The 25,560-nt window shown below is 41.2% G+C and carries 16 protein-coding genes; 5 read left to right on the top strand and 11 right to left on the bottom strand.

Features of this window, described 5'->3' with window-relative positions; all coding sequences use genetic code 11:
• Positions 1 to 84: 84 nt before the first annotated feature.
• The 4 genes from tilS to proS all read right to left on the bottom strand — a co-directional run bounded on the left by tilS (position 85) and on the right by proS (position 4,867).
• On the bottom strand, positions 85 to 1,410 hold the full coding sequence (tilS, locus tag BM156_RS09020) for a tRNA lysidine(34) synthetase TilS (protein ID WP_093919530.1): 1,326 nt from the start codon (positions 1,408 to 1,410) through the stop codon (positions 85 to 87).
• Positions 1,403 to 2,629, bottom strand: coding sequence for a peptidase T (gene pepT / locus BM156_RS09015; protein WP_093919529.1), 1,227 nt, complete (start codon positions 2,627 to 2,629; stop codon positions 1,403 to 1,405). The genes tilS and pepT overlap by 8 nt, the downstream gene beginning before the upstream one ends.
• A gap of 3 nt (positions 2,630 to 2,632) precedes the next feature.
• Entirely contained in the window at positions 2,633 to 3,316 is a 684-nt protein-coding gene (locus tag BM156_RS09010) for a hypothetical protein (RefSeq protein ID WP_093919528.1), read from the bottom strand.
• A 75-nt stretch (positions 3,317 to 3,391) separates the two neighbouring features.
• Positions 3,392 to 4,867, bottom strand: a complete 1,476-nt coding sequence (proS, locus tag BM156_RS09005; RefSeq protein WP_093919527.1) for a proline--tRNA ligase — start codon at positions 4,865 to 4,867, stop codon at positions 3,392 to 3,394.
• A 95-nt stretch (positions 4,868 to 4,962) separates the two neighbouring features.
• Here proS and BM156_RS09000 point away from each other — a divergent pair, with 95 nt between their 5' ends.
• The 5 genes from BM156_RS09000 to BM156_RS08980 all read left to right on the top strand — a co-directional run bounded on the left by BM156_RS09000 (position 4,963) and on the right by BM156_RS08980 (position 11,215).
• A complete protein-coding gene (locus tag BM156_RS09000; protein WP_093919526.1) occupies positions 4,963 to 6,399 on the top strand; it encodes a hypothetical protein in 1,437 nt (478 codons plus the stop codon).
• A 43-nt stretch (positions 6,400 to 6,442) separates the two neighbouring features.
• A complete protein-coding gene (locus BM156_RS08995; protein ID WP_093919525.1) occupies positions 6,443 to 7,933 on the top strand; it encodes an OmpP1/FadL family transporter in 1,491 nt (496 codons plus the stop codon).
• Positions 7,934 to 8,195: 262 nt separating this feature from the next.
• Positions 8,196 to 8,471 (top strand): hypothetical protein, encoded by a 276-nt coding sequence (locus BM156_RS08990; RefSeq protein ID WP_093919524.1) that lies wholly within the window; start codon positions 8,196 to 8,198, stop codon positions 8,469 to 8,471.
• Positions 8,472 to 8,474: 3 nt separating this feature from the next.
• The gene (locus BM156_RS08985) at positions 8,475 to 9,200 is read left to right on the top strand and encodes a class I SAM-dependent methyltransferase (RefSeq protein ID WP_093919523.1); all 726 of its coding nucleotides are present in this window, start codon (positions 8,475 to 8,477) and stop codon (positions 9,198 to 9,200) included.
• Positions 9,201 to 9,211: 11 nt separating this feature from the next.
• The gene (locus BM156_RS08980) at positions 9,212 to 11,215 is read left to right on the top strand and encodes a DUF4954 family protein (protein WP_093919522.1); all 2,004 of its coding nucleotides are present in this window, start codon (positions 9,212 to 9,214) and stop codon (positions 11,213 to 11,215) included.
• Between the two features lie 247 nt (positions 11,216 to 11,462).
• On the opposite strand, the gene BM156_RS08975 is transcribed toward BM156_RS08980, so the two are convergent.
• The 7 genes from BM156_RS08975 to BM156_RS08945 form a co-directional block, all read right to left on the bottom strand.
• The gene (locus tag BM156_RS08975; protein WP_093919521.1) at positions 11,463 to 14,861 is read right to left on the bottom strand and encodes a DUF1080 domain-containing protein; all 3,399 of its coding nucleotides are present in this window, start codon (positions 14,859 to 14,861) and stop codon (positions 11,463 to 11,465) included.
• Positions 14,862 to 14,941: 80 nt separating this feature from the next.
• The gene (locus tag BM156_RS08970; protein ID WP_093919520.1) at positions 14,942 to 16,210 is read right to left on the bottom strand and encodes a Gfo/Idh/MocA family oxidoreductase; all 1,269 of its coding nucleotides are present in this window, start codon (positions 16,208 to 16,210) and stop codon (positions 14,942 to 14,944) included.
• Positions 16,211 to 16,503: 293 nt separating this feature from the next.
• Positions 16,504 to 18,636, bottom strand: a complete 2,133-nt coding sequence (locus tag BM156_RS08965; RefSeq protein WP_139218247.1) for a LamG-like jellyroll fold domain-containing protein — start codon at positions 18,634 to 18,636, stop codon at positions 16,504 to 16,506.
• A gap of 531 nt (positions 18,637 to 19,167) precedes the next feature.
• Positions 19,168 to 20,613, bottom strand: a complete 1,446-nt coding sequence (locus tag BM156_RS08960) for an alpha-L-fucosidase (protein WP_093919518.1) — start codon at positions 20,611 to 20,613, stop codon at positions 19,168 to 19,170.
• 229 nt (positions 20,614 to 20,842) lie between these two features.
• Positions 20,843 to 22,045, bottom strand: a complete 1,203-nt coding sequence (locus BM156_RS08955) for a glycoside hydrolase family 88 protein (protein ID WP_093919517.1) — start codon at positions 22,043 to 22,045, stop codon at positions 20,843 to 20,845.
• Positions 22,046 to 22,144: 99 nt separating this feature from the next.
• Positions 22,145 to 23,566, bottom strand: coding sequence for a sulfatase family protein (locus BM156_RS08950; RefSeq protein WP_093919516.1), 1,422 nt, complete (start codon positions 23,564 to 23,566; stop codon positions 22,145 to 22,147).
• A gap of 58 nt (positions 23,567 to 23,624) precedes the next feature.
• A complete protein-coding gene (locus BM156_RS08945) occupies positions 23,625 to 25,559 on the bottom strand; it encodes a heparinase II/III domain-containing protein (protein ID WP_093919515.1) in 1,935 nt (644 codons plus the stop codon).
• Between the last annotated feature and the right edge of the window lies 1 nt (position 25,560).

The following is a 25,560-nucleotide window of genomic DNA, read 5'->3' as shown; positions in this document are numbered from 1 at the left end:
AATAAATTCACAGGTGCTGCCTCACAATCCCAAGATGTTGGTATTTTTTTATTTGGAATGAGTTAAGCACCGCCCCAGAAATACTCATTCAAAAAGCTGTATACGAATGACTGATTGGGTTTCAGGCATAATTTTAAATCGGTTGTCTATGCGGTGGCCAACTACCCAAACAACCTTTCCTCCACTGTATAAAATCCAACTGTTTTCTTTCTCCGGAATGGAGAATTTTTGATCGATGAAGAAATCACTTAACTTTTTAAAACCAGTCATTCCCAAAGGTTGAAAATACTCGCCCTGCTCCCACTTTTTTATGACTAGCGGAAACTCCAGACAGTCCAGGTCAAGATCTGCAATTAAACGATTCTTTGAGAACTGAAACGATGAATCATTGGTCAATTGCTGAAAACTTAATCTTATAGGAGTAGCAATTTCTAAGCAATCTTTTTCGATGTAGTAGCGCGATAGCGACTCCTCTTCACGCGGAGTCAAAATAAAATAGCTCCGGTCTTTCACCAGGCGATGAGTTGTTGAGTAAAACACTTTTCCTGGCTCAGCATAAAGTGCTTGGTTGATTTCCTGCACCAAGTCAGCTGTAAACCCGAAAGACTTTAAAGTCTCGAACAGCAGGGTTTCCGGGTAAGAAGAGGCTTTTAAATAATCGATTGCTAAAAAGCAATGCTTTCCCTCTCTGCTTAAAAACTGGCTTTGTTCTTCTGCTATTCGGGCATTAAAAACCAGTTCCGTTTCTTTTAAAATAGCCGCTGTTTTTGCGGCATTCACTTTAAAAGCTGGATTAATGGTTTCCAGTAAAGGCAGCACTTGATGGCGAATCAAATTCCGTTGGTGAATAAACTCTTTGTTACTTGAGTCTTCACGATAAGGAACTTGCTTTTCATTGGCGTAAGCTACCAAATCATTTCTCGAGGCAAATAGCAAAGGACGTACCAATCGTCCTTTCCGGGGATGGATACCAGATAAGCCTCGAATCCCTGTTCCCCTACTTAAATTAATTAGCATGGTTTCAACCAGATCATCTTGGTGATGTGCCGTTAACAGGTAATTGTATTGAAGCGAATCAAGTAGTTCATAAAACCATTGGTAACGCAATTCCCGGGCCGCCATTTCAATTGATATCCCCTCCTGAACGGCGAATTCACGTGTCTCAAATGTTTGGACAAATAGCTCGATGCCGTGTTCTCCACAATAGTCGCGCAAAAAGGTTTCATCGCCATCCGATTCGGCACCACGCAATTTAAAGTTACAGTGCGCCACAACAAAGTCATGCTCCATTTGACGAAACAAATCGAGCATGACCATTGAATCACAACCTCCACTAACCGCTAGTACCAGCCGGTCAGTCGAGGTCAGCAATTGTTCGTGGGCAATATTGTTTTTAAGTTTTTCAAGCATCTTTTAAGTAAACCACTTTTTCGCAAATCCGGATGACTACTTCAACAGCTTTAATCATTGATCGAACCGGAACATATTCGTACGGTCCGTGAAAGTTATGTCCCCCGGCAAAAATATTAGGACAAGGCAAACCCATGTAGGACAAGCGAGAACCATCGGTCCCTCCGCGAATTGCTTTGATCTTTGGCGAAATACCCAGTTCAGTCATTGCTTCTTCTGCCAAATCAACAATGTATTTAACGGGTTCAACCTTTTCGCGCATGTTGTAGTATTGGTCAACTTGCTCTAAAACAACTGTCCCTTGACCAAATTCTTCATTTAAGAAACGGCAAGCCAGCTCCATTTGAAGCTTCCGTTTCTCAAATAGATCTTTGTCGTGATCGCGTATAATGAAAGTCAAAACGGATTGTTCGACACTTCCTTGAAATCCGACACAGTGGAAGAATCCTTCATATTTCTCGGTGTATTCCGGACGCTCATGCGCCGGCAACATTTTCATTAGTTTTGAACCAACTTCAATGGCATTAATCATCTTGTTTTTAGCAGCCCCCGGGTGAACGCTTCTTCCGTTGATGGTTACCTTAGCCATGGCAGCATTGAAATTTTCATATTCTAATTCGCCAATCTCACCACCATCCAAGGTGTAAGCAAACTTTGCTCCAAATTTTTCAACATCGAAATGGTCAGCACCTTTCCCTACTTCCTCATCGGGCGTAAAACATATGCGAACTTTTCCATGTCTGATTTCCGGATGAGCAACCAAATAAGCCATAGCAGTCATAATTTCAGCTAATCCGGCTTTATCATCGGCTCCCAGCAAGGTTGAGCCATCTGTAGTAATAATTTCCTGTCCAACGTAATTCAACAAATCGGGAAACTGAGCTGGTGACAAGGTTACTTTTTCATTTAATACAATATCTCCACCTTCGTATTTCCGAATTTGAGGTTTAACGTTCTCCCCGGAAAAATCAGGACTGGTGTCCATATGTGCAACAAAACCAACCACAGGGCATTTTTCTTCGGTATTGGCAGGTAAGGTAGCCGTCACATATCCATTGGCATCTTTCTCAACTTCCTGCAAACCTATTTCCTTCAATTCGGCAACCAGTTTGTCTGCAAAATCCAACTGCCGTGCTGTACTCGGAAACGTCTTACTTTCCGGATCCGAAGTGGTATACTCTTTTGCGTACCTAATAAATCGATCAATTACTTTTTCCATATCTTAAACATCATCTGAGTTAAACTTAAAACCGACGCGTTTGCCAGTTCTTATTTTAGAATGGCTGATTTCAACCTTCATTTGTTCCACTGAGGCAATTTTCACCTGATCGTATGGTGGAACAAGTAGGTCAAATTCAACCGTATATTGAATGGCAGTTTCCAGTATCTGCCTTAAAACCTTCTTGGTAACTTCATCAATTCCAAAATCTTTAACCAACTCACCAGACTGGCGTTTTCCTTCAACAAAGAAGTGGTTTTCCTGATTAATGAAAATGCGGGCAATCAAATACCCTAAGTCCTGCAAACGGTTGTACTTAAAGGAATCTGACAAAAAATTATAAATATGAATGACGCCACAGTATCCGTTTAATGGAGCTTTTTTGATATAATCTAATTTCCAAATGGGGTGTTCCCGGTTGAAAACAAAAACATTGGAGTGCATGCTAAACACCAATAAATCTCCAGCCAAACGAAATTCAGCCTCGAATAAACCTTTCTCATGAAATTCGGGAAGAATCTCCTCGGCTACCTTTCCATCCAAAGCGTCCCGGAATTCATCAGCCAATTCTTTCAATACCTCTTTTAGTAAATTAAAGGAACTTAAGGTATTGGTATAAGCCAGCTGCTTGACGTTTGATTTTGTTACAAGTTGTTCGTAGTGCTTCTCGTTGTTTGATTTTCCCATTGGGTTAGATTTTCCATAAAAATAAGAAAAGCAGCCAAAACTGACTGCTTTCATTTATCATGTTATGCGAAAAATCTAGTAAGCTAAAGCAAATAATACGCGTTGGCTTGAAGGTTTTCCTGAGTAAATACAAGTTCCCTCTTCTTTTTCCCCATCAAATGGGATACAGCGGATTGTTGCTTTCGTTTCTTCTTTAATCCGTTGTTCAGTTTCAGGAGTACCATCCCAGTGGGCTAAAATAAAGCCACCTTTGTTTGTCAGTACTTCCTTAAACTCATCGTACGTATCTACTTTCGTTGTTTTCTCGGTTCTAAAATCGAATGCTTTTTGGAAGATTGTCTTTTGGATTTCTTCCAGTAGGTCTGCAACATATTGATCAATGTTCTCCAGGTTAACAACCTCTTTGGTCAGCGTATCGCGGCGGGCAATTTCAACCGTGCCATTCTCCAAATCGCGCGGTCCCAAAGCCAGTCTTACAGGAACGCCTTTTAGCTCATATTCAGCAAACTTCCAACCTGGTTTTTTGGTATCCGAGTTATCATATTTAACCGAAATTCCTTTAGCTTTCAGCTTATTAACGATCTCTTCAACTTTTTCATTGATTGCTTCCAGCTGCTCTTCTTTTCTGTAAATTGGAACAATAACCACTTGAAAAGGAGCTAACTTTGGAGGCAACACCAAACCATGGTCATCAGAGTGAGCCATAATTAAGGCACCCATCAAGCGAGTAGAAACTCCCCAACTTGATGCCCAAACATAATCTTCTTTTCCTTCGCGAGTCGCAAATTTAACATCGAATGCCTTAGCAAAGTTTTGACCCAAAAAGTGCGAAGTCCCCGACTGTAACGCTTTTCCATCTTGCATTAGGGCTTCGATGGTATAGGTTTCCAGAGCACCGGCAAAACGTTCGTTAGCTGATTTTGCACCCTTAATGACGGGAACAGCCATGAAGTTCTCGGCAAAGTCGGCATAAACATTGACCATCTTTTCAGTTTCTTCCAAGGCCTCTTCACGAGTTGCATGCGCAGTATGGCCTTCTTGCCACAAAAACTCAGCAGTACGCAAAAACAAGCGGGTACGCATTTCCCAACGAACAACATTTGCCCACTGGTTACACAAGATAGGCAGATCGCGATATGACTGAATCCAGTTTTTATAGGTATTCCAAATAATGGTTTCTGAGGTCGGACGAACAATCAGCTCTTCTTCCAAACGTGCATCGGGGTCAACAACAACACCTTTCCCATCCGGGTCATTTTTTAATCGATAATGAGTAACTACGGCACACTCTTTGGCAAACCCTTCAACATGGTCGGCTTCCTTGCTAAAAAACGATTTCGGGATGAACAACGGAAAGTAAGCATTCACGTGTCCGGTTTCTTTAAACATACGGTCCAACTCGGCTTGCATTTTTTCCCAAATGGCATAGCCGTAAGGCTTAATTACCATGCATCCCCGCACAGCAGAATTCTCGGCCAAATCGGCTTTTACAACCAATTCATTGTACCATTGAGAATAATTTTCACTTCTAGGAGTTAATTCTTTAGCCATATCTTTTCTTTTGGTATGGTATTTGCTTCTTTTGTATTGAAATTTTGAAGCTACAAAGTAAATAATTTATTTTTAAAGATACAGGAGGTCTAGTTATGAAAGCAAAAGTTACACTCTTCTCAGCATTAACACTACTGCTGGGAGCATGTTCTACCGGGACATATGTAACCGACAGGTACGATGACATCTATTTTACTCCCGGTGATATTCCACCTCCAGCTGTAGTTGAAGAACCCGCAGCCAATGCACGAAACACCCAAGTGATTTCGCAACAGCAGGTAATTACTGAATTGGAGGAGAATGAAGATGGTTCAAGAACCCTTAAAAATTACGTTTTTGAGAGTGACGAGCCAGAAGCTGATCATTTGGTCTACGATATGGATAACATGGAGTTATTGGGTTCTGATACCACGATGTATGAAAATGATGGAGACGTTGATTACGTAATTAACAATTATTACGATGCGGATGAGTTGGATTATACGTATCGCATTCGTCGTTTTCACCGCCCTTATTTTTACGGGCCTTATTACAGTAGCTGGGGATATAATTCATTTTATTACGATCCATTCTATTATGATCCTTGGTATGATTCATTTTACTATGGTGGTTATTACAGTTACTACAACCCTTGGGGATCTAGTTGGTATAGTCCTTACTTCTCTTTTGGGTATAACTGGTACAGTCCTTATTACTCATGGGGACATCATCACTATTATGACCACTACTGGGGACACAACCACTCCTACCCGATTTACGATTCAAGCCGATATGAGTATGGTCATCGACGCTCAAGCTATAGTAATGTAGCTCGACGCGATGGATCCTATTCTTCAGGAAACCGGATTTCATCCAACAGTGGTAATCGTAACAAAAGCACTTCGACCAATGTTGGTAGTGGAAGACGTCCTGGATCATCCGTTGTAAGCAATAGCGGACGACGCACAACAGGTCAGGATCGTAACACCAAAAATGCAACAATTGTCAATAAGCGAAGAACAACCGGAAGCCAGGTTAGTAACTCTGGACGCAGAAGTATTACCAACAGTTCGGTCAATAATAACAGGATAAAAAGTACTCAGCGTACTTATCAACCCAGAACCACGACTACTTCTACACAGCGTCGGTCGTATACACCGAGTTACAGCAAACCACGCACGGTAACCCGTTCTAGCTATAATAGTAATAATTACAGCAAACCAAGAACTTCAACTTATACCAAGCCGAACACAACAAAAAGCTCTCGGACCAGAAGTTCTTACACGTCACCAAGAAATTCATCGAATAGCTACAAGAAAAGCTACCGATCAAACTCAAGCTATAATAAAGGGTCCAGCCGAAGCAGCACTCCAAGCTATCGTTCGACCTCACCTAGTAGAAAAAGTAGCGGTAGTAGCTACCGGTCATCTTCTCCAAGCAGAAGCAGTAGCAGTGGAAGCTTCCGTTCAAGTGGAAGTAGTTCTTCGAGAAGTAGCGGCAGCTCATCAAGTGGCAGTGGCAGTTCACGTTCAAGCAACAGCGGACGTAGATAATTGAAATAGAAACACAAATTGTTTATACAAATTTGATTCAGCTATGATAAGAATACAGTATATGGTTGTTGCCTTATTATTACTAGGCTCAACAGCAATGGGACAGAATTTGGTGGATGGACTTCGCTATTCTGATTATAGAATTAAAGGAACTGCCCGCTCGGCAGCAATGGGAAATGCCTTTGGTGCTTTAGGTGGTGACTTTACCTCGGCAAGCATTAACCCTGCAGGCCTTGGAGTTTATCGCAGTAGTGAGTTTGTTGTTACTCCTTCGTTTGGCAAAACAGATGTTGATGCCACCTACTTGGGACAAACAACCAATGATTCGAAATACAACATCGGATTACCCAATGTAGGTTACGTGGCTACTCTGAAAAATAATTCAGGAGGTTCCGTTGTTGGTTTGAGCTTTGGGGTTGGTTACAACCGATTAAACAATTACAACATGAAACGCATGATTAGTGCCAGCAATGCAACATCTTCAATGTTAGATGAATTTGCTCTTAATGCTGATGGATATCTTGTTGATCAATTAGATCCATATTATGAGCAACTAGCTGCTGATACAAAATTGATTTATACAGAAGATGATGGTCCCGAAGGAATTTATAGACATGATATGCAAAAGTTTCCTTATACAGATGATTTGACAAATTATGAACATGATCAGCGCAAATCTTTTTCTCAAAAAGGAGCTATTGATGAGTTTTTGCTGTCTTTTGCAGCTAACTTTAACCACAAATTTTACTTAGGGGCAACTGTTGGTATTCACGATGTGAATTTCAAAGAAAATACAAGTTTATCTGAATATGGCAATGCACAAATCCCTATATTCAATAACTACTCATTCAACACCTATTTAAACACTACAGGTACTGGATTTAATTTCAAAATTGGGGCTATCTACAAGCCAGTTGATGCACTTCGCTTAGGCGTTGCTTTGCATACCCCAACATTCTATAATTTGCATGATGCTTTTGACAATGCCATGTTCTCTGATATTGATTTTGGAGAAAAGAACTATTCTGCTTATTCTCCTCTTGGAGATTATGACTATGATTTGACGACTCCGATGAAAGCTATATTCAGTGCAGCTTATGTTATTGGGAAATCGGCCATTATCAGTGTTGACTATGAATATGTTGATTATTCAACCATCAAACTAAGCGATGGCGGTAATGGGTATGACTTTTTTGATGAAAACCAAGAAATCAAAAATGCCTACCGATCAGTTGGAAACCTTCATTTGGGTGCTGAGTATCGGGTGAACTCGCTCTTCAGCCTTCGAGCTGGATATGAGCACTTCCCATCTCCTATCAATGCGGAATATCAATCGGCTGATGGAAGAACGGATGACGCTGTAGCATCAACGATTTCTGCAGGACTAGGTTTTCGTCAAGGGGGCTTCTTTATGGATGCTGCCTATAAACACGGATTTGACCGCAACTATGCAGAAGTATACTCAGGCTCAGATTTGGCACAATATGAAATTACCAAAGACCAATTACTGTTAACTATTGGGTTTAGGTTTTAAAAGATAAACAAAAGAATAAGAGTACAAACGCCGGATTTTTTCCGGCGTTTCTTTTCTTTAAGAATAGCATAAAAGAGCGTCCCACCTTAGCTGATTAACCTGGTTATTCTTGCCCTGATTTCGATTTCTGCTACAGCAAATTCTGAATAGAGACTAAAAATAGTTATCAATATATTTAACGAAATTGTTTATAAAATTTGACATAGGATTCCCCTTTTGCCGTTAAAATGTTGTAACTTGTCTTCACCAATTAAATAAGAGAATGGTCAATTTTAAGCAAATAAATTATCATCAATCGTTACTGCTTTTCAAACAAGCAGATCATGCTGGCAGACGCCTAAAACTTGGTGAATTGACGACTTCTCAATGGTTGCAAAAAGAGAATATTAACCTGGATCAGATCAAGGATATTTCCAGAAACTACCCCGATCTTAAAATTTTCATTATTGGCGAAGGAGAATCAGAAGGCTTTTATATTTATTCGCAGAAACAAGAAACTTGTTTTAAATTTGAAGGCGAATTATCTCTTTTAAAATAGCCAATGACTGATATTAAATTCCCGGGAGAAGATCCCATATCACAAGGAGTATTTAACTACCATTTTCATCGCGACAATTCCCCAATTCTTATTCATTCTGACGGTTTTGATACCGACGAGGTGCTTCCCTCCTACTTTTTCCGAAGTTACAATCAAATGCCCAAGCTGGAACAGAAAGCGCTGGATTTGGCTTATGGGAAAGTGCTTGACGTAGGAGCCTGTGTTGGTTGCCATTCAAACTACTTACAAGAAAAAGGACTTGATGTAACAGCCTTGGAGCGCTCTTCTCTTTGTTGCCAGGTTATGAAAGATCAAGGCATTAAACAAGTACTTCAGAGCGATTTTTTCCAGCTTGAACACAACCAGTTTGATACCATCTTACTTTTAATGAATGGAACAGGCATTGCCGGGACTTTGAATCGCCTGGGCGATCTGCTTCAAAAATTGAAAAGCTTGCTAGCTCCCGGAGGTCAAATTCTTATTGATTCCTCCGACTTGATTTTTCTGTATATGGAAGATGATGGTTCGGCAGTTGTTGACTTGGCCGCAGAAGAGTATTATGGCGAATTAATTTTTCAAACAGAGTACAAACAGCATAAAGGGTTATCCTTCCCATGGTTATATGTTGATCCTGATTTGCTAAAAGAATACGTTCAAAACAATAAGCTAAAGGTAAAACGAGTTTTTAGAGGTGACCATTACGATTATTTAGCTCAAATAACCCATTAAAAACAGAATTTATGACCAGTAAAAGCTATCGAAAACTTACTCAAGCAGAAATACAACAACTCGAGATAAACAATTCATCAGCTGATAACTGGGATAACATTCAAGTGAAAGATGGCTTTGATACTAAACGTGTCTATGCCTGCCATTTTAGTGGCGAAAATCGCATTGGAGTGCTTGCCGGATCGATGACTTTCTTCGGACAACTTGAGCGCCCATGCGGACTTTACCATGCTCATTTTCACAATTGCACAATTGGTGATGATGTTTACATCAACCAAGTCAAGAACTACATTGCTAATTACGACATTGAAGATCATGTATTAATTGATAACATTGATCTTTGTGCAGTCGATGGAGAATCAAGTTTTGGGAATGGCATCGAGATTTCTGTACTAGATGAGACTGGCGGCCGCAAAGTTATGATGTACGATAAACTATCGGCACATATGGCTTATATCATGGCATTTTACAAGCATCGGACAGTTTTTATCGAGCGTATTGAGCAAATGATTCTCCACTACACGCAAGGTGTTTGCTCCGCTAGAGGTTTTATCGGGCACCATGCCAAAATCACCAATTGTCGGGAAATCAAAAACGTAAGGATCGGGGCTCATACGCTTGTTGATGGAAGCAGTCAAATCGAGAATGGCACGATCAACAGCAATGAACATGCGCCCGTTCGTATCGGTCACGATGTAATTCTGAAAAACTTCATTGTTTCGTCGGGTGCTGTAGTTACAGGAGCTGCCCTTGTCGCCAACTGCTTTGTAGGACAAGGCTGTGTTTTAGGCTCTCAGTATTCAGCAGAAAACTCCCTGTTTTTTGCCAACTGCCAAGGGTTTCATGGCGAAGCATGTGCGGTATTTGCCGGGCCTTACACGGTAACCCACCACAAATCGACCTTATTGATTGCCGGCATGTTCTCATTCTGTAATGCCGGAAGTGGTTCAAACCAAAGTAACCACATGTACAAACTTGGCCCCATTCATCATGGGATTGTGGAGCGGGGATCAAAAACGACCAGTGATTCCTACTTGTTGTGGCCAGCCAAAATCGGTGCATTTACTCTTGTTATGGGGAGACATTATAAAAACTCCGATACCTCAGATATGCCTTTCTCCTATTTGTTAGAGAATGATGATGAGAGCTGGTTAGCTCCGGCCATCAACCTGAAAAGTGTAGGCACTATTCGTGATGTCTTGAAATGGCCGCGACGTGATAAACGCACTGATCCACACAAAATGGACTGTGTAAATTTCAACTTACTAAGCCCATTCACCATTCAGAAAATGGGCAATGCCATTCATAAGCTAAAAGAAATCAAAGCGATATCGGGTGAAACCACTGCAGTTTTTTCTTATAACAATACCAAGATAGAGCGCCACGCGTTAAACCGGGGATTGAAGCTGTATCACCTGGCAATCATGAAGTTCATTGGTAATTCAATCATCACCAGATTGAATACCTGTTCTCTGAATACAGCGAATGATGTCAAGGCCTGCCTGCAACCCGACTCTCAAATAGGACAAGGAGACTGGATTGACCTTGCCGGATTGATTGCTCCCAAGCATGCCATCGTTGAGCTTTTAAACCAAGTTGAACAAGGCGATATTCAGGAGTTACAGCAGGTTGAAGATTGCTTTTATTCGTTACACGATAACTACTACAATTACGAATGGAACTGGACAGCCAACTTTGCAGCAACATATTTCAATAAACCGCTTACAAGTATGTCCATTGAGGAAATCATTCAAATTATTGAAGAGTGGCGTAAAAGTGTAGTCGCCATTGATAAAATGCTTTATGAAGATGCTAAAAAGGAATTTCGATTGGAAGCGATGACTGGATTTGGGATGGACGGAGATCACAAAACCAAACAGTTGGATTTTGAAAGCGTCAGAGGAAAGTTTGAAAGTAATGATTTTGTCAAGGAAATTCTAACGCACATTGAACGAAAAACAGCTTTGGGAGAACGTGTCATCAAGCAATTAGAACAGGCCAATAAGAAGGCTTAAGTCATCACACATCAAATCGCTATATCCTTCTACTAATAAGTTTACTTCTGATACAATTAATAGAAGCGCTTGGGAGCACAACAAATTTCCTTTTTGTCGTATTCCTAAAGTCTTTGAATTCTTTTCTATTTTCATATACGAATTTTCGTCGCTTTTAACCATAAAAAAAAGGACCTGCAATTTTACTTGCAGGCCCTTCAAATTTACCTAAAACATAACTCTACTTTGAGAACTAAATTTTTGCTTTCTATTTTGCTAGATCTTTGATTCTAATGTTGCGGAATTTCAATTGAGAACCGTGTCCCAAGAATCCGATGTAACCAGAATTACGTTTCAACCCAGGGTGGTTTTTGCCGTCAAGCGTACCGTTTTTACTAGCTTCTTTGAAGTTGCCATCAACGATCACTTCGCCATTCAGGGTAATTTTCACATCATCACCTTTTACAATCACTTCCTGGTAGTTCCATTCGCCAAGAGGCTTTAAAAATCCACGTTTGGCAGTGATAACACCATAAACTGAACCGTGGTATTGATAAGGCTTCAAGTTCGCATAAATAGCAGCCGTATTATCTAAAATTTGCAATTCTTTTCCGAGGTAAGCAACGTCACCTTCCAGAGGTGCATGAATTCCCAAACCATTGTTGGCTCCTTCTGTTAATTGGAATTCAAAGCGGAAAATGAAATCTGAGTATTCCTTTCCTGTATACAGGTTACCACGGCTTCCCTTTTGTGGACGAACAACCAATTCCCCGTTTTCTGCAACATAGTCGATTTTGTTACCAATCCAGTTATCCAGGTTTTCACCGTTGAATAGCAATTCAAAGCCGTCAGCTTCTTCTTCAGCAGTTAGCGTAACAGTAGCAGGACTCAACTCACGAACATAAATGTTACGGAAAGCCAGGTCAGTACCGTGTGCTTGAAGCTCAATTGCTTCTTCTCTGAAGATTGGTAAGCTACGATCCCAATAGTTTTCCAAAGTAACATTGTCAACCACTAACTGCCCATTTAAATAAACAGTTACTTTGTCATCAACCATTTTGATGTAGAATGTATTCCAGTCACCGATAGCATTGTCAGCTAAAACCAATGGCTTGCTAGGGTTCTTTTGGTTGTTGTACAAACCTCCACTACCTACTTGAGCACCAACATCAACACGAGCTGTATCCCAAATCTGAACTTGAGGAGTTCCACGAAGATAAATTCCACTGTCACCGTCTTTGGTAATTCTCCAGTCGACAATCATTTCGAAGTCGCGGTACATTTTTTTAGTACACAGGTTAGCGCCTTTGCCATTGAACACGATTGATCCATCTTTTACTGACCAGTTTTCGTGCATCTTTTTATCAGCTTTAGCTTGCTCTTTTGCCAATTGGGCAGGAGTCATTTTTGAGCGGGCAATTGGATTTTTCACCAAACCTTGCCAGCCAGAAAGGTCTTTTCCATTGAAAATAGACACATAGCCAGTTTCCATAGGCATTTTATCCAAGTATTCCTGAATGTCAATTTTGAAATACTGGCTATCTGGTCCAGTAATCTCAGCTTTTACTTTCTCCAATACTTTGCGAACAAATTCTCCAGTCAGGCCATTGTTTTCACCAGCTGATGGCAAGGCAATTCGCATAGCCGACATGGATGCTACGCCAGCCAATTTGCTATCATCCAAATACTCTGAAACAAAAACTAACGACAAGAATGTCTTTACAGAACCAACAGCACGAATAATCATTCCTTTTTCCTGATCATTATTTGCTTGTTCCATTGCTTTCTTCAACCAGAGTAAACGTTGGTCAGCAGGAATTTGACCGTTCTGTGCCAATTTTACGTAGGCTTTAAACACATCGTCGTGCTCAGCTTTGAAGCTATTGCTTATTAAGACATCAAACATCACTGGCAAAGCGGCTGGCGATGTCCAGTTAATCAATGCAGCAAAAGCAGCCTCTTTCTCAGATGAGCTTCCACTTTTTAGGATTGAGGTTACGTTTTTCAACGCATTTTTATCTTGCAAGAAAGGAAGAACAGGAATCAGCTTTTCTTTAGCTGCCCCTTTCATTTCATTCAATACATATGAAGTCGCTGGCTTGTTATCAGCTTGATATAAGTTAACAATTGCTTGCTGTACGGCCGTAACTTCCGATTTATTGTTTGTTGACTTTATCAAGCCAATCAAATCCCCAATATTGTTATTGGCTGCAACCAGTTTCAATGCGGCATAGGCTTCTGCTTTTACATCAGACGAGGCTGATTGGCATAGCTTCTTAATTTCATCAAAGTGTGCTGAAGCTCTGCGAGCGCCCAATACTTGAATGGCTACAATTTTAGCCTCACTATTTAACTCGCCCATGGCATCAACGACCAAATTGGTTTCATCAGCAGAACAACTATTCAAAAGTGATGTTTTCACTTGAGCCAATTCTGCTTTGTCGGTTGCTTTTGCTAACTGAGCCAATAATGCAGGAACTGCTTTTTCCTCCTGGTTCAGTGCCAAAGCTTCGATTGCTGCCAGACGAACGACTAATTCTGATGAATTAAGTGAAGGCTTAATGGCTGATTCCAATACGCTATTTTGATCAGCATCAGCTAAAAAGTTCAACAATTCAGCTTGTGTTTCAGGAGCAGCTTTGGGCAAGTAAGCAACCCAAGCATCAACTTGAGAAGCCGTACGGCCATTCTGTGCTAATGTTAAAACCGCATTACGGTAGGCTTTGTCACTATTATTCAGTTCTTTTTGAAGCAATTTTAAAGCACCTTCTTGCTGGTTGTTCTGCAGCACTTTCAAGGCTGCTGAACGGAAATGCAATTGGTCTGCTTGTGTTGCGTCTTTCAAAATTTTTGAAGCAAATGAATTACTCAACTTTACTTCGCCGTTAGCAGCTAGTTGAGTGGCGTAATCCAAATAAGCCATTACACGTTCGGCATTTGGTACCGTATAGGTAAAACCTTTAGCAGCATTCTTAAATACTTTAGCCGATGCTTTTCCGCCAATCTGTGCCAATGCCCAGTAAGTTTGATCTAAAGTCTCGCCTTCGGCAGCACCTACCAAGTTAATCAACTTTGCTTCTGCTGGTTTATAAGCCAACGTTCCAAGTGCTTTAACCATGACAGCTTGCTGCATGCCACTTTTACCATCCAAGTTATTCAAAACAACAGCTGCAGCCTCATCTGTTCCCAGTGAAGTTAGTGTTGCTATGGCAGGACCGTAAAGGTCTGCATCGTTTACGTATTGTTCAAGTGCTTTAATTGTAGCAGACTCTCCACAATAAGCTAAGCGGCGAATAAAGAAAGCTTTAACTTCCCGATCATTAGCTTTATCGATGGCTTTTAGCAATGCTTTTTCAACCATGGCTTGCACGCGGGCATTGCCTGGAGCACCTGCATATTGAGCAAGTTCAGCAACAGCGTAGCGTACCTGCGTATCATTGCCAGTGCCAGGAGGAATAATCATTCCGCAGAAATGATCAACGCCTGTAGCGCCCAGCTCCAGGATTTCAAGCATCAGGCGGTTGGTTTCCTTTGTATTTTGTGCTGGAAACTGAGCCAAAAGGTCAACTACTTTTGTATCCAGCGTTCTTTTATCCTGAGCAAAAGTCGGTACTGCCAGCCAAGCGGCTAACAATACGGTGATAATTATTTTAAAACGATGTTTCATTCTTTATTTTATTTAAAATCAGAAGGGTATAAACAAACGCCCTTCCTTGAACGATGTTTTTAAATTACTCCTTCATTGAATTAAATAGACCACTCTCCTCGCATTGGTTGGTTGATCAGTCTATTGGCTTCATCATCGTTGATGAACTCCTGTTTTACTGGATCATATTCCAAGGTACGTCCTAAGCGCAATGCAATGATTCCCATGTTCACAATGGTTGCCGAACGGTGTCCGTTTTCTTCGTTCAAAGCAAACTTCTTACGCGTCTTCACAGACTCAGTGAACGTGGTAATTTCAGGATCTGGATCAGGTAAAGTATCAATCAATCGTTTCAAATCTGGAATGTCTGATTTGAATCCTTTGTAAATTTTACCGTTTGGTCCTTCAATGTAAGGGGCATTTTGGTCTTTGTTTTCACCGTCCAAAATGATTTGGCAACCATCGTCATAAGTAAACGTGATTTTACGCCAAGTACCGATTGCATCGTAATGCTGTTGTGGTGCATCCACTTCAACTTTTACCGGGCTGGTGTTATCTTTTCCAAGGAAATACTGAACAGGGTCGATGTAGTGCTGTCCCATATCTCCTAAACCACCACCATCGTAATCCCAGTAACCACGGAATGTTTGGTGAACACGGTGACGGCTGTAAGGTTTGTAAGGAGCAGGTCCTAACCACATGTCGTAATCCAATTCTTCAGGAACCGGTTGTGGCGGAAGATTGGTCTTTCCAACCCAGTAGAATTTCCAGTTAAAGCCAGTAACACCACTAATGGTTACTTTCAATGGCCATCCAAGAACACCGCTTTCAACGGCTTTTTTAATCGGTTTAACAGGCGTGTTCAAACCATAAAAATTGTCTTTGAAACGGAACCAGGTATTCAAGCGGAACATACGTCCGGTTGCGTTGATCGCTTCAACAACACGCTTTCCTTCTCCAATGGTGCGTGTCATTGGTTTTTCACACCACACATCTTTACCAGCTTCAGCAGCCATTACCGACATAATTCCATGCCAGTGCGGAGGTGTTGCAATATGCACGATATCGACCTCAGGAAGTTGCAATACATCGCGGAAATCGGTAAATGTTTTCACATCATGCTTAACCAGTTTTGCAGCATCAGCGAGGTGCTTCTTATCAACATCACACATCGCGACCACACGAGTTCCTTCGTAACCGATGTGCCCACGTCCCATACCTCCAACTCCAATAATGGCTTTGGTTAATTGGTCACTTGGAGCAAGATAGCCCGGTCCTCCAAGCACGTGTCTTGGAATAATTGTAATTCCAGCTGCTGCAATCAAGGATTTCTTAAGAAAATCCCGGCGATTCTTCATTTCTTTTCTCATTCGTTAGATTATAGAATTTGGTAATTATTAAATCATCTGAATTTCAGGAGTCCAAATAAAGGCATTGGGGTATAACAACAGGGGTAATAAATGGGGTAACACGAGAGAAAAAAGGTAAAAACATGCTTCTACAACATGTTTTGATCAAGATAAGCGAAGCTGGTCAAGCTAAATTTTCAAAATAGCCTTTAGCATATTCTTCTTCAATCGGACGAAAAAGCTCTCCTTACAAAACAGAGAAACCGTTTCTTGATTGAAGAGCTCATTGCATTCTTTTAGCTGAACGAAAATGCTTATCGACTGGTTAAAATTTTGAAGTCTTTAGGGTAGTCTTCCTGGTACATTTCAAAATACAGTTTTTTGAAATGATCGTAAACGGAACGAGCCAATCCCAGCTTGCCGTCCTGAGTTAGGATATTCAATTTTTTCTGCAGAGCCGGTTCGTTTAGTGGATCGTGCAAGCTAATGACCTCGGCCACCTCGTAGATTAAATCGGCATGTTTTTTCTGATCCAGTAGTTGGAAAAGTTTTATTCCTAAATCAATAATCCGATCGCTTGTTCTACTGATGTACGGATCCAGCCACGACTCGTTCATATTTGGTAGCAAGGAGCCTTTTTTCAGAATGGCCAGCAAACGAGGAAGTTCGGTTTCTATTGCACTCAAGTCGTTTGCTTGTTCCAATCTTCGTACGCGACACAATGCATCGGCATAATCTGAATAGCAAGGCTCATCAATTTCCAAAAACCAAAGTTTATTTTGAAAAACCAGGCGAATATGAGAACAGGATGCCAATACGGTTTTCAGGTTTTGGATATTGGTTCCACGGGTATTCTTGGCTTTTTGCGGGCTCATCCCTGGCCATAAAATACCGGAAAGCTGTTTGGTTGAGATTCCTTGCTGTCCATCAACACTATGCAAAAAGATCAGGATAAATAGCTGCTTAAGCTTGGGCGATAGTTTTAACGCAAGGTTTTCATTGGTTTCATTGATCAATTTCAGTCCGCCAAAAAAGCTAACTTTTTCCTGAAACGTCTGGGATGGTTCAGGTATGACCAACTGGGGTTCTTCCTTGCTGTGTTTTTCTCTTCGTTTTAGTAATTGTTGGCGTACCCGAATATAGTTGCGGAATAAAATCCAAAGAACCAGGAAAAACAGGGCCGCCCAAGCCCAATAATAGGCATATCTTTTTGGTTCAACCTGAGTTCCCGTATATTGTTCCAACATCTCAGCATCACTCAACTCACGCTCCCATATCTTTACCTCATCCATGTATCCCACAAAGAATTCTTCCCACAAATTATTACCAATCAGTAACGTGTAATCCGATTCTTTATATGGATGAACCAATTGTTCTTGCCCCACCAATTCCCCATTGACATAGAAACTGATTTGATTGTTGTATTCTGAATGAACCAAGCCGATAAAAGTCCATTGATCTACAGGAATCTTCACGTTTTTATTCCAATAGTCTTTTACTCCTTGCATGGTATAAGTTAAACCGCCATCATGGAGTTTCATGACAAAATCACGTCCCTTCCCTAAGATACTGTTGTTATTATCCAGCTCCGTTGGTTTAATCCAAGCTGTAATCGTGAAGTTTGGATGCAGAATTGTTCGACTTTGAATACCGGCATCAAGATAAGCCCGATCTTCAAACCAGGCGACTCCTCCCCTTTCCGGGTCTTCAACAAACCGAACACCATGATTCAGAATGTCTTCATTATCTGGGCGCTTTGTGTTGTAGATCTCCCCATTTTTGAAAATGAAATGATCCGTTAAGCCGTAATCGGCCGCTAATTTTACAGCTTTAAAAAGCTTTGGAAAATGCAAATTGACCGGAGAATCCATAATGATATCTGGAGAAAACTGATACCCCGCTTTGTACGGAACCAGATTGTTGACTCCACCTGCTGGAATTGGGAAACTAAAACAACCATTGGTATTCCGTCCTGGATATCCTTTCCAGTTGACATTTTCCAGCGGCTTTTCACCATCTAAAACAACACCGAAAATCTTTGGGTGTTTATTTAATGCTGTCACCAAGTCTGCCGTTTGTTCCCAATCAGCATAGTTCGCTGAAAGGAAGTTTGGCATTTTCCCGGATAAACGCCACAGTTTCATCAAACTAGCCAACGCCCCTTCTGTTTGATGATCGATTCTTAATTGGAGCAGTTCATGTATTGTAAAGGCCTTTTGATGTGTTAAGGTATCTTTTTCCCATTGTTTTAAACTCATTTGATCCAACTGATCAGGAGTGATCACAACAAGCTTGTTCGACGTTGAAAAAGAAAGTTCAAAATCCGCAATAACCGGGATTAGCTTCTGTTGTGGGAGCGAACGGCTAAGCTTGTTCTCCAAAAAAGAGCTATTCGCACTGTCGATTTGAAACGCCAACGGTATTTGGGCGGCAAAGAGTTTATCCATGTCGCTTTCTTCAAAAGCATGATGATCAACTAATAAGAATGAATTCAGCCTGAGGTCTCGGCGTAAACTGTCCGATAATGCATCGAATTTTACAATTTCAGCTTTTAGAACTAGTGGTAGTACTAAAAACAATAGGCTGAGAAGGTTTTTATATGCTGGTATTCTATGGTTCAACTGTTCCAAGTCTAGTTTATTCTAAAGAAATCTGTTCGCCTCGATTCGCTGATCCGCTTTAAAAAAATCAGAAAAAAGGCATTTCTTCAAATTAAACTGTAAATATAATAAAAGGGAACATTACCCACAGCCCAAAAGCTGCGAAAACAGGAACAACTTACTAACATCAACTTTTGAAAGTTTTTTGGACAGAACCAATTGAGCTTTCCTCTTCTCAGTAAAATCATAAACACTCATCCTCTGTGGAAATCAAGAAAACAAAGACAAAAAAATCCGACTAACCGTAAACGTGTTAGCCGGACTCTATAAAGAAATCTTATTTAGATTCGAAAAATTAACCTTTCGTTTTTAATCTCATCAAATCTTTGGTTCCTGGAAATCGTAAGAACCTGATTCGCCATCTCCTTTGTATTCCAAAACAAATACTGCGATCGAATCCGTATTCTTTTCATTCAGGCGGACGAAATAATCATACTTGCCTGTTTTTTCCAACTTCAGTGATTGATTGGGCGAAGCAAGTGGGTAAACCTTCGCGATTTCCTTGTCTTTAGGAACCTTTACCGTTAAACCACCTGTAACCGGCACATTGGTAACCAACAGGTAAGTTTTACCACTGGTTCTGCTTTTAGTAAAGTATCCCCAATTCTGTTCATCCAAGCCAGCATAACCACAATCGTGAATTGCCTCCCCGTTTTTCTTCATCCATTTGCCAATATCGGCAGCCCGCTCAGTTTCTTCCGGGCGAATGTTGCCAAGTCCATCGGGGCCAAAGTTCAATACGAAGTTTCCATCCATTGATACGCAGCGAATAAGCATTTCCAACAACTCATTGCTACTTTTCACATGTCCTTTCCAATTTGAATTATAGCCCCACTGGTTTTCAGGGATGGTCATGACACAATCCCAGTCATTACCGTTCAAAACATCAATATTTGCCGGGATCTTACGCTCCCATCCTTGCTCATAATCTCCCATCATGTCGCCATTGGCATCAAAGTGGCGATTGCCTTTTTCATCAGCCCGAAAGCGACTGCCGATAATCAAACCGGGAATCATTGAGCGCAGTTCTTTTCCTAGCTCATCGGCAAATTCTGCTTGTTCAACCCAAGCTTTATCCCAAGTACCGTCAAACCACAAACCTTTTGTTTCAGGATACATGTCGAGCAGTTCCACCAATTGGTTGCGTGTAAACTGTTTGAACTCTTCGTAAGCCGGACGTTCATCATCGCTTTTAATTTTGCTGCGATAGCCCGGATGATTCCAGTCGATAATTGAAAAGTACAAATAGACATCAATTCCTTCGGCAGTATAGGCTTTTACTAAATCACCTACAATATCTTTTTTATAAGGTGAATTTTCAATAGTATAATCGGTGTATTTACTTGGCCACAAACAAAATCCATCGTGATGTTTTGTGGTAATAAGCATATATTTGGCTCCCATCTCTTTGGCTTGACGGGCCCATTTTTTTGCATCAAAATCTTTGGGATTGAATTGTTTGTACAACTGATCGTACTCATCGCGTGGCATCTCATTCCACGCACGAATCCACTCTGCAGCGCCCGGATAAGCTTTTCCGTTCCATTGTCCTCCGGGAATGGCATAAACACCCCAGTGAATGAACTGCCCCAGCCCATAATTGCGCCAGGTTTCCATCATCGCATCTGTGCGTCGCCCCAATCGGTGTGCGCCATGCTCCAATGCAACAGAAGCTCTTTTGGGCTTTTCATAAAATTGACTGTAGCTCGGAGTACTTAATCCAATTAAAAAGATTACTAAAAAAAGAATAACGTTTTTTCTCATAACTAAAATTTTACAAGCGATCTATCTATTTGATTAATTGATTATTTATTTTAGGTTATCGACTATTTCCTGATGTTGCACAGGCTGTTATTTAGCCAAGTTTGTCATTTCAAAATATCAAGCCGAATCAATTGCTAAACTAAAAGCAAACGAAGCAATTTCGAGGTGGTTAATACAGGCTCAACATTGCTTCGTTTGTGTTTATTCATGATGAAAGTAAGGAATTGGGTTACTTCTCTAATTTTATTTTACGATTCAATGCTTCTAAAAAATAGTAATCAGCATAGTTCAGAGGAACGTCAATTTCAGCTCCATGAGGAATACTTCCAACTGAATGCATTAAAATAAAATTTCCGTTTTCGCCTAGTGGTGCACGATAAGCATCACTTCCCAAGCTATGCATAATTTTGTCAGCCCAACCTTTGTAAAAGTCATAGTCGGTATAGCTTGCCATTTCGTACAAAGCCGACGCCATAATAGATGCGGCAGATGCATCACGCGGCGTATTTGGAATTTCTGGCACATCAAAATCCCAATATGGAACGAAGTCTGTTGGGAAATTCTTATGGTTGATTACGAAGTTAAATGCTTTCTGTGCTTGCTCCAGGTATTTAGGATCTTTTGTTTCGCGATAGCAAACAGTGAAACCATAAATTCCCCAGGCTTGGCCACGTGCCCATGCTGACTCGTGGGCATACCCTTGAGCAGTTTCCCTGGCACGTACCGAACCATCTTCAAGACTGTAATCCACAACGTGATAACAGCTGTAGTCCGGGCGGTAGTGGTTTTTGATCGTGTTGTCGGCATGCTCTACAGCCAAATTGTAGAAGCTTGAATCGCCACTTAACTTGGTTGCATTAAACAACAGTTCCAGGTTCATCATGTTATCAATAATTACAGGGCACTCCCATCCTCTTTGGGACTGCCAGCCACCAGTAACATTCCACGATTGAATGACTCCCGCTGTTGGACGGAAACGTGTTGCCAATGATTTTGCAGCCTGAACAATTACATCAGCATATTTGGGGTTTTTAGTCAAACGATAGCCATTTCCAAAGCTACATTCAATCATAAAACCAACGTCATGGTGCCAAGTCAAGTATTTTACTGAGTCCAATGCTTCCGTATATTTTTGGGCATAAGGCAACCAATAATCATCACCTGTTAACTCATACGTTTGCCACATGGAGCCTGGGAAAAAGCCGCTGGTCCAGTCTTCCCGGCGGATGTAACGAATCTTGCCATCTTTAATGGTCCTTGGATTCAGTACTTTGCCGGAAGCTTCAATTTTTTCAACTTGTAATTTCTGTTGAGCGGTAGCAAACTCAATATTTTCATTGATAAAGTTCGACTCTTCACCTTTCTGCGGTTGACATGCAACTATGGCAGCTCCAAGCAGTAAGGCAGCAATACTGTTTTTCAATTTCTTCATTTGTTCGTATTTATATATTTCAGTAATAAAAAAATCCTGAGCTTTAATCGCTCCGGTTGATCTTCCGAAGCATCAAAACTCAGGAAAATATTTTTGTTGTTATTCTTCTACTCGTCCAGGCTGACGTCTGCCAGTTCCTTCTGAGTTGGTTAAATCATCGCCCAAATCTTTTCTGGCTTCTTCTGCTAAAGCTTCCAATTCAGCAAGCTTTTCCGGATAAAATTCCATGACATTGTAGCGTTCACCCGGATCACAACGTAGGTCATACAAGCCTTTTTCGATCAAGGCATTTTCAGGTGTTTTCCCGGGTTGTCCGTCACGCCCTGGGATATTGTTCTCATAAGTACGTCCGTGGTGCTCAAACACCAGTTTCCAATCACCTTTACGAACAGCTTCCAGGTTATTTCTTCGGTAATAGTATAAGAAGCTTGTTCTTGGGTTAGTGCTAAAATCACCTTGAATTAACTGGCTTAAATTAACTCCATCAATCTTTTTCTCAGGCATTGGGCTTTCCGCCAATGTTGCGATGGTCGGTAAAATATCAATTCCCGAAGTCAGGTAATTGCATACCGCCCCTTCTGGAGTTACGCCTTTCCATTTCATTACACAAGGTACGCGCTGGCCTCCTTCAAAAGTAGTTCCTTTACCTTCGCGCAAACCACCAGAGCTTCCGGCATGGTTTCCATAGGTCATCCACGGTCCATTGTCCGAAATCACAATGACCAACGTATTTTCGGCTAAATTAAGCTGCTCCAAGGTCTTATTAATTTGACCAATACTCCAGTCAATTTCCATGATCACATCGCCAAACAAGCCTTGCTCTGATTTACCTTTGAACATGTCTGAAACAAAAAGCGGAACGTGTGGCATGGGATGTGCCAGATACACAAAGAATGGATTTTCTTTATTCTTTTGAATGAAATCAATCGTTCTTTTGGTAAAGTTCTGAGTAAATTGTGATTGATCCGGATTTTCCTGAATCACTTCATTTCCTTCAAACAAAGGAAGTGGCGGATAATAGTTCTTATTAACCGGATGATTTGGCCACATATCGTTGGAGTACGGAATTCCAAAAAACTCGTCAAATCCATGCTGAAGAGGCAAAAACTTTTCGCGGTGTCCCAAGTGCCATTTCCCAAAAGCAGCTGTCGCATAGCCTTTTTCTTTTAGTAACTCAGGAATGGTTTGCTCATCTGGATTTATGCCGATCGTAGCGCTGTGGTCCAGAGCTCCATGAAACCCGACACGGTTCGGATAACAGCCGGTCAACAATCCAGCCCGCGATGCGCTACAAACAGCCTGCGGAGAATAGAAATGTGTAAAAACAATCCCCTCGCCTGCCATTTTATCAATGTTTGGAGTCGTAAAACCTGTAGCTCCATTCAAAGAGACATCTCCATACCCCATATCGTCCATGTTGATAAGGACAATATTGGGAAGACGATCGGTTTTCGGTTTTTCGGTAGTTGCACAAGAAGCCAAGCCTGCAATGGCCACGCAACCAGTAATAACTGCTCTCATTCGTTTATTTTTTGTATGATATTTAGATATTCAGACATTTTTGATCTTATCAACAAGCTTATTCAGGTTGAACAACAAAAGAGTAAGTTCCTTTTGAACGAAGTTTTGTTGCCGTAAAAGTTAATCGATAAAGGCAATCACCCCATACTTTCGACAATCTTGGATCGTCCAACGAGATCCGTTCAATCGTAGGCTTAAAGCCTGCTGCATCATATTTCAAACTTACGTCTCCTCCTTTTGCATGAATCAAGACAAGGCCCGACTCATCAATCTGAGGTCTTTCACGTGTCAAAAAATTGACTTGGTTATAATCTTTAGCTTCTTTCAATTCAAAACGATCAGTTATTAAAAAGCGCTCTTTGCCTTTGAAAGAATAAGCCCGATTCCAGCTTTTTACGGCAGCTTCGTCCGGATAAGCTTGTTCCAGATTGGCTGAGAATTGTCGTTTCCCTGCATTAAACTTAACCGAGCTTGCTTTATACTTACTTCCATACTTTTGCGGAACACCATTGATCACTGGCAAGTTGTGGTAGTTACTTTGCATGGTCCAAATGGAGTACCGCTCGCTACTAAACGTTTGGCGGGTGTATGTTCCAACTCCTGCATCAACCAGCACCGGCTCGTTGTTGTAGTACAAAATGAATGTTCCCGCATCGTTGTGGTTGTGACTTTCATTATTGAATCCGCCTTTTCCAGCAAAAAAGAATCCGTTACTTTGGCGCATGTAGCAAAACTCCGTTTGTGGATACCACACTGAAGCTTCAGTATCTAGTGAGGCTGTTGTTGCTTTCAAGTCTTGGAAGATGGTTAAATTCTCCAAGGTGCGAAAAACATCTCGCCCATGTGATAGACGGGAAGGATTGTTTTCCCTTTGATAGAGGTAAGCAGCAAACTGCTTCAGCAAATCGCTGTCAACTGCCTGCCCATAGCGAAAGATGGTTCCCATAGGACCTCCACCTTTGGCTGATGCATCCGCAAAGTTGACTACCCAGCCGTTGCCAATATAGGATTTTGCAATGTACTCGCCCATATTGCGGATTTCAGGCTCATCAAAAAGTGTTACCTCTCCTCCGGTTGCTGTAGTCAGCAAGTCAAGGTAGTCAAATAGTTTGCCGGCAGCATGTCCCCAGTAGGAAGGACCTTCTTCACAAGCACCATCGGCATTGACATAGTTGATGAATTTATCGACAGAAACCATGGTTCGGTGAACGGCTTCAGCTAATTTTTGTTGATCATCTTCAATCAGCAAAAAAGTAGCCAGCACATTTGAATTACACCATGGATTCCAATTATTTACCATTGTTTTTGGAGTGGCATGAAAAGCTTGCCACCAATAGTTGTCTCGTTCCATATAAGGAACCATAATGCGCTCACGCAAGTTGTCAACCAAACGCTGATCAACCAACGGATTTACTTTATCCAATTCATCTTTTAAGAAATAATGAACCCAGGCCAACATCGAGGCAACATCGCCAGCAGTTAGGTCAATCACCTCTTCTTTATAAGCAGGAAGCGATGTTTTAATCGACTGAGCTCCATAAAAGTGCGCCGAAAGTGCCCACGATGTCATTTCACAAGAAAGCCAAACTCCATTGACAATCTGATCAACAAAACGCCCTTCTCCTTCAGCAAGTTCAGCTAGAAAAAGAGCTGCCAAAGCGTTGTTATTTTCGCCAAATGGTTTTTGCATAATATTGCGGTTACCACTTCTCTCAAATTCGAGATAAGCCGTAGCAGGAACAACGTTCCACTCATAATCCAGATAAGTCTCACCTTGGCGAATCAACTCTTCTTTCAATCCGGTGGTTAGCTTGTCCCATCCGGCACGGTCAGCATAATCAGGATAAGTGACCCACTTTTTAGCAGGGAGTATGCTTTGTTTTAGTTGGCTCACGCCAGCTTCTTTTTGTAATAAATCTTTCTGCTCCCATGCGCTGGCTGAAAAGACAGTTAGAAGAAAGCAAAGTAGTAAGGTAGTTGTAGTATATCTCATC

Source organism: Sunxiuqinia elliptica (assembly GCF_900113005.1).
GTDB classification, from domain to species: Bacteria; Bacteroidota; Bacteroidia; order Bacteroidales; family Prolixibacteraceae; genus Sunxiuqinia; species Sunxiuqinia elliptica.
The sequence above is the reverse complement of the archived record's forward strand: the minus strand, read 5'-3'. Positions and strand labels throughout refer to the sequence as shown.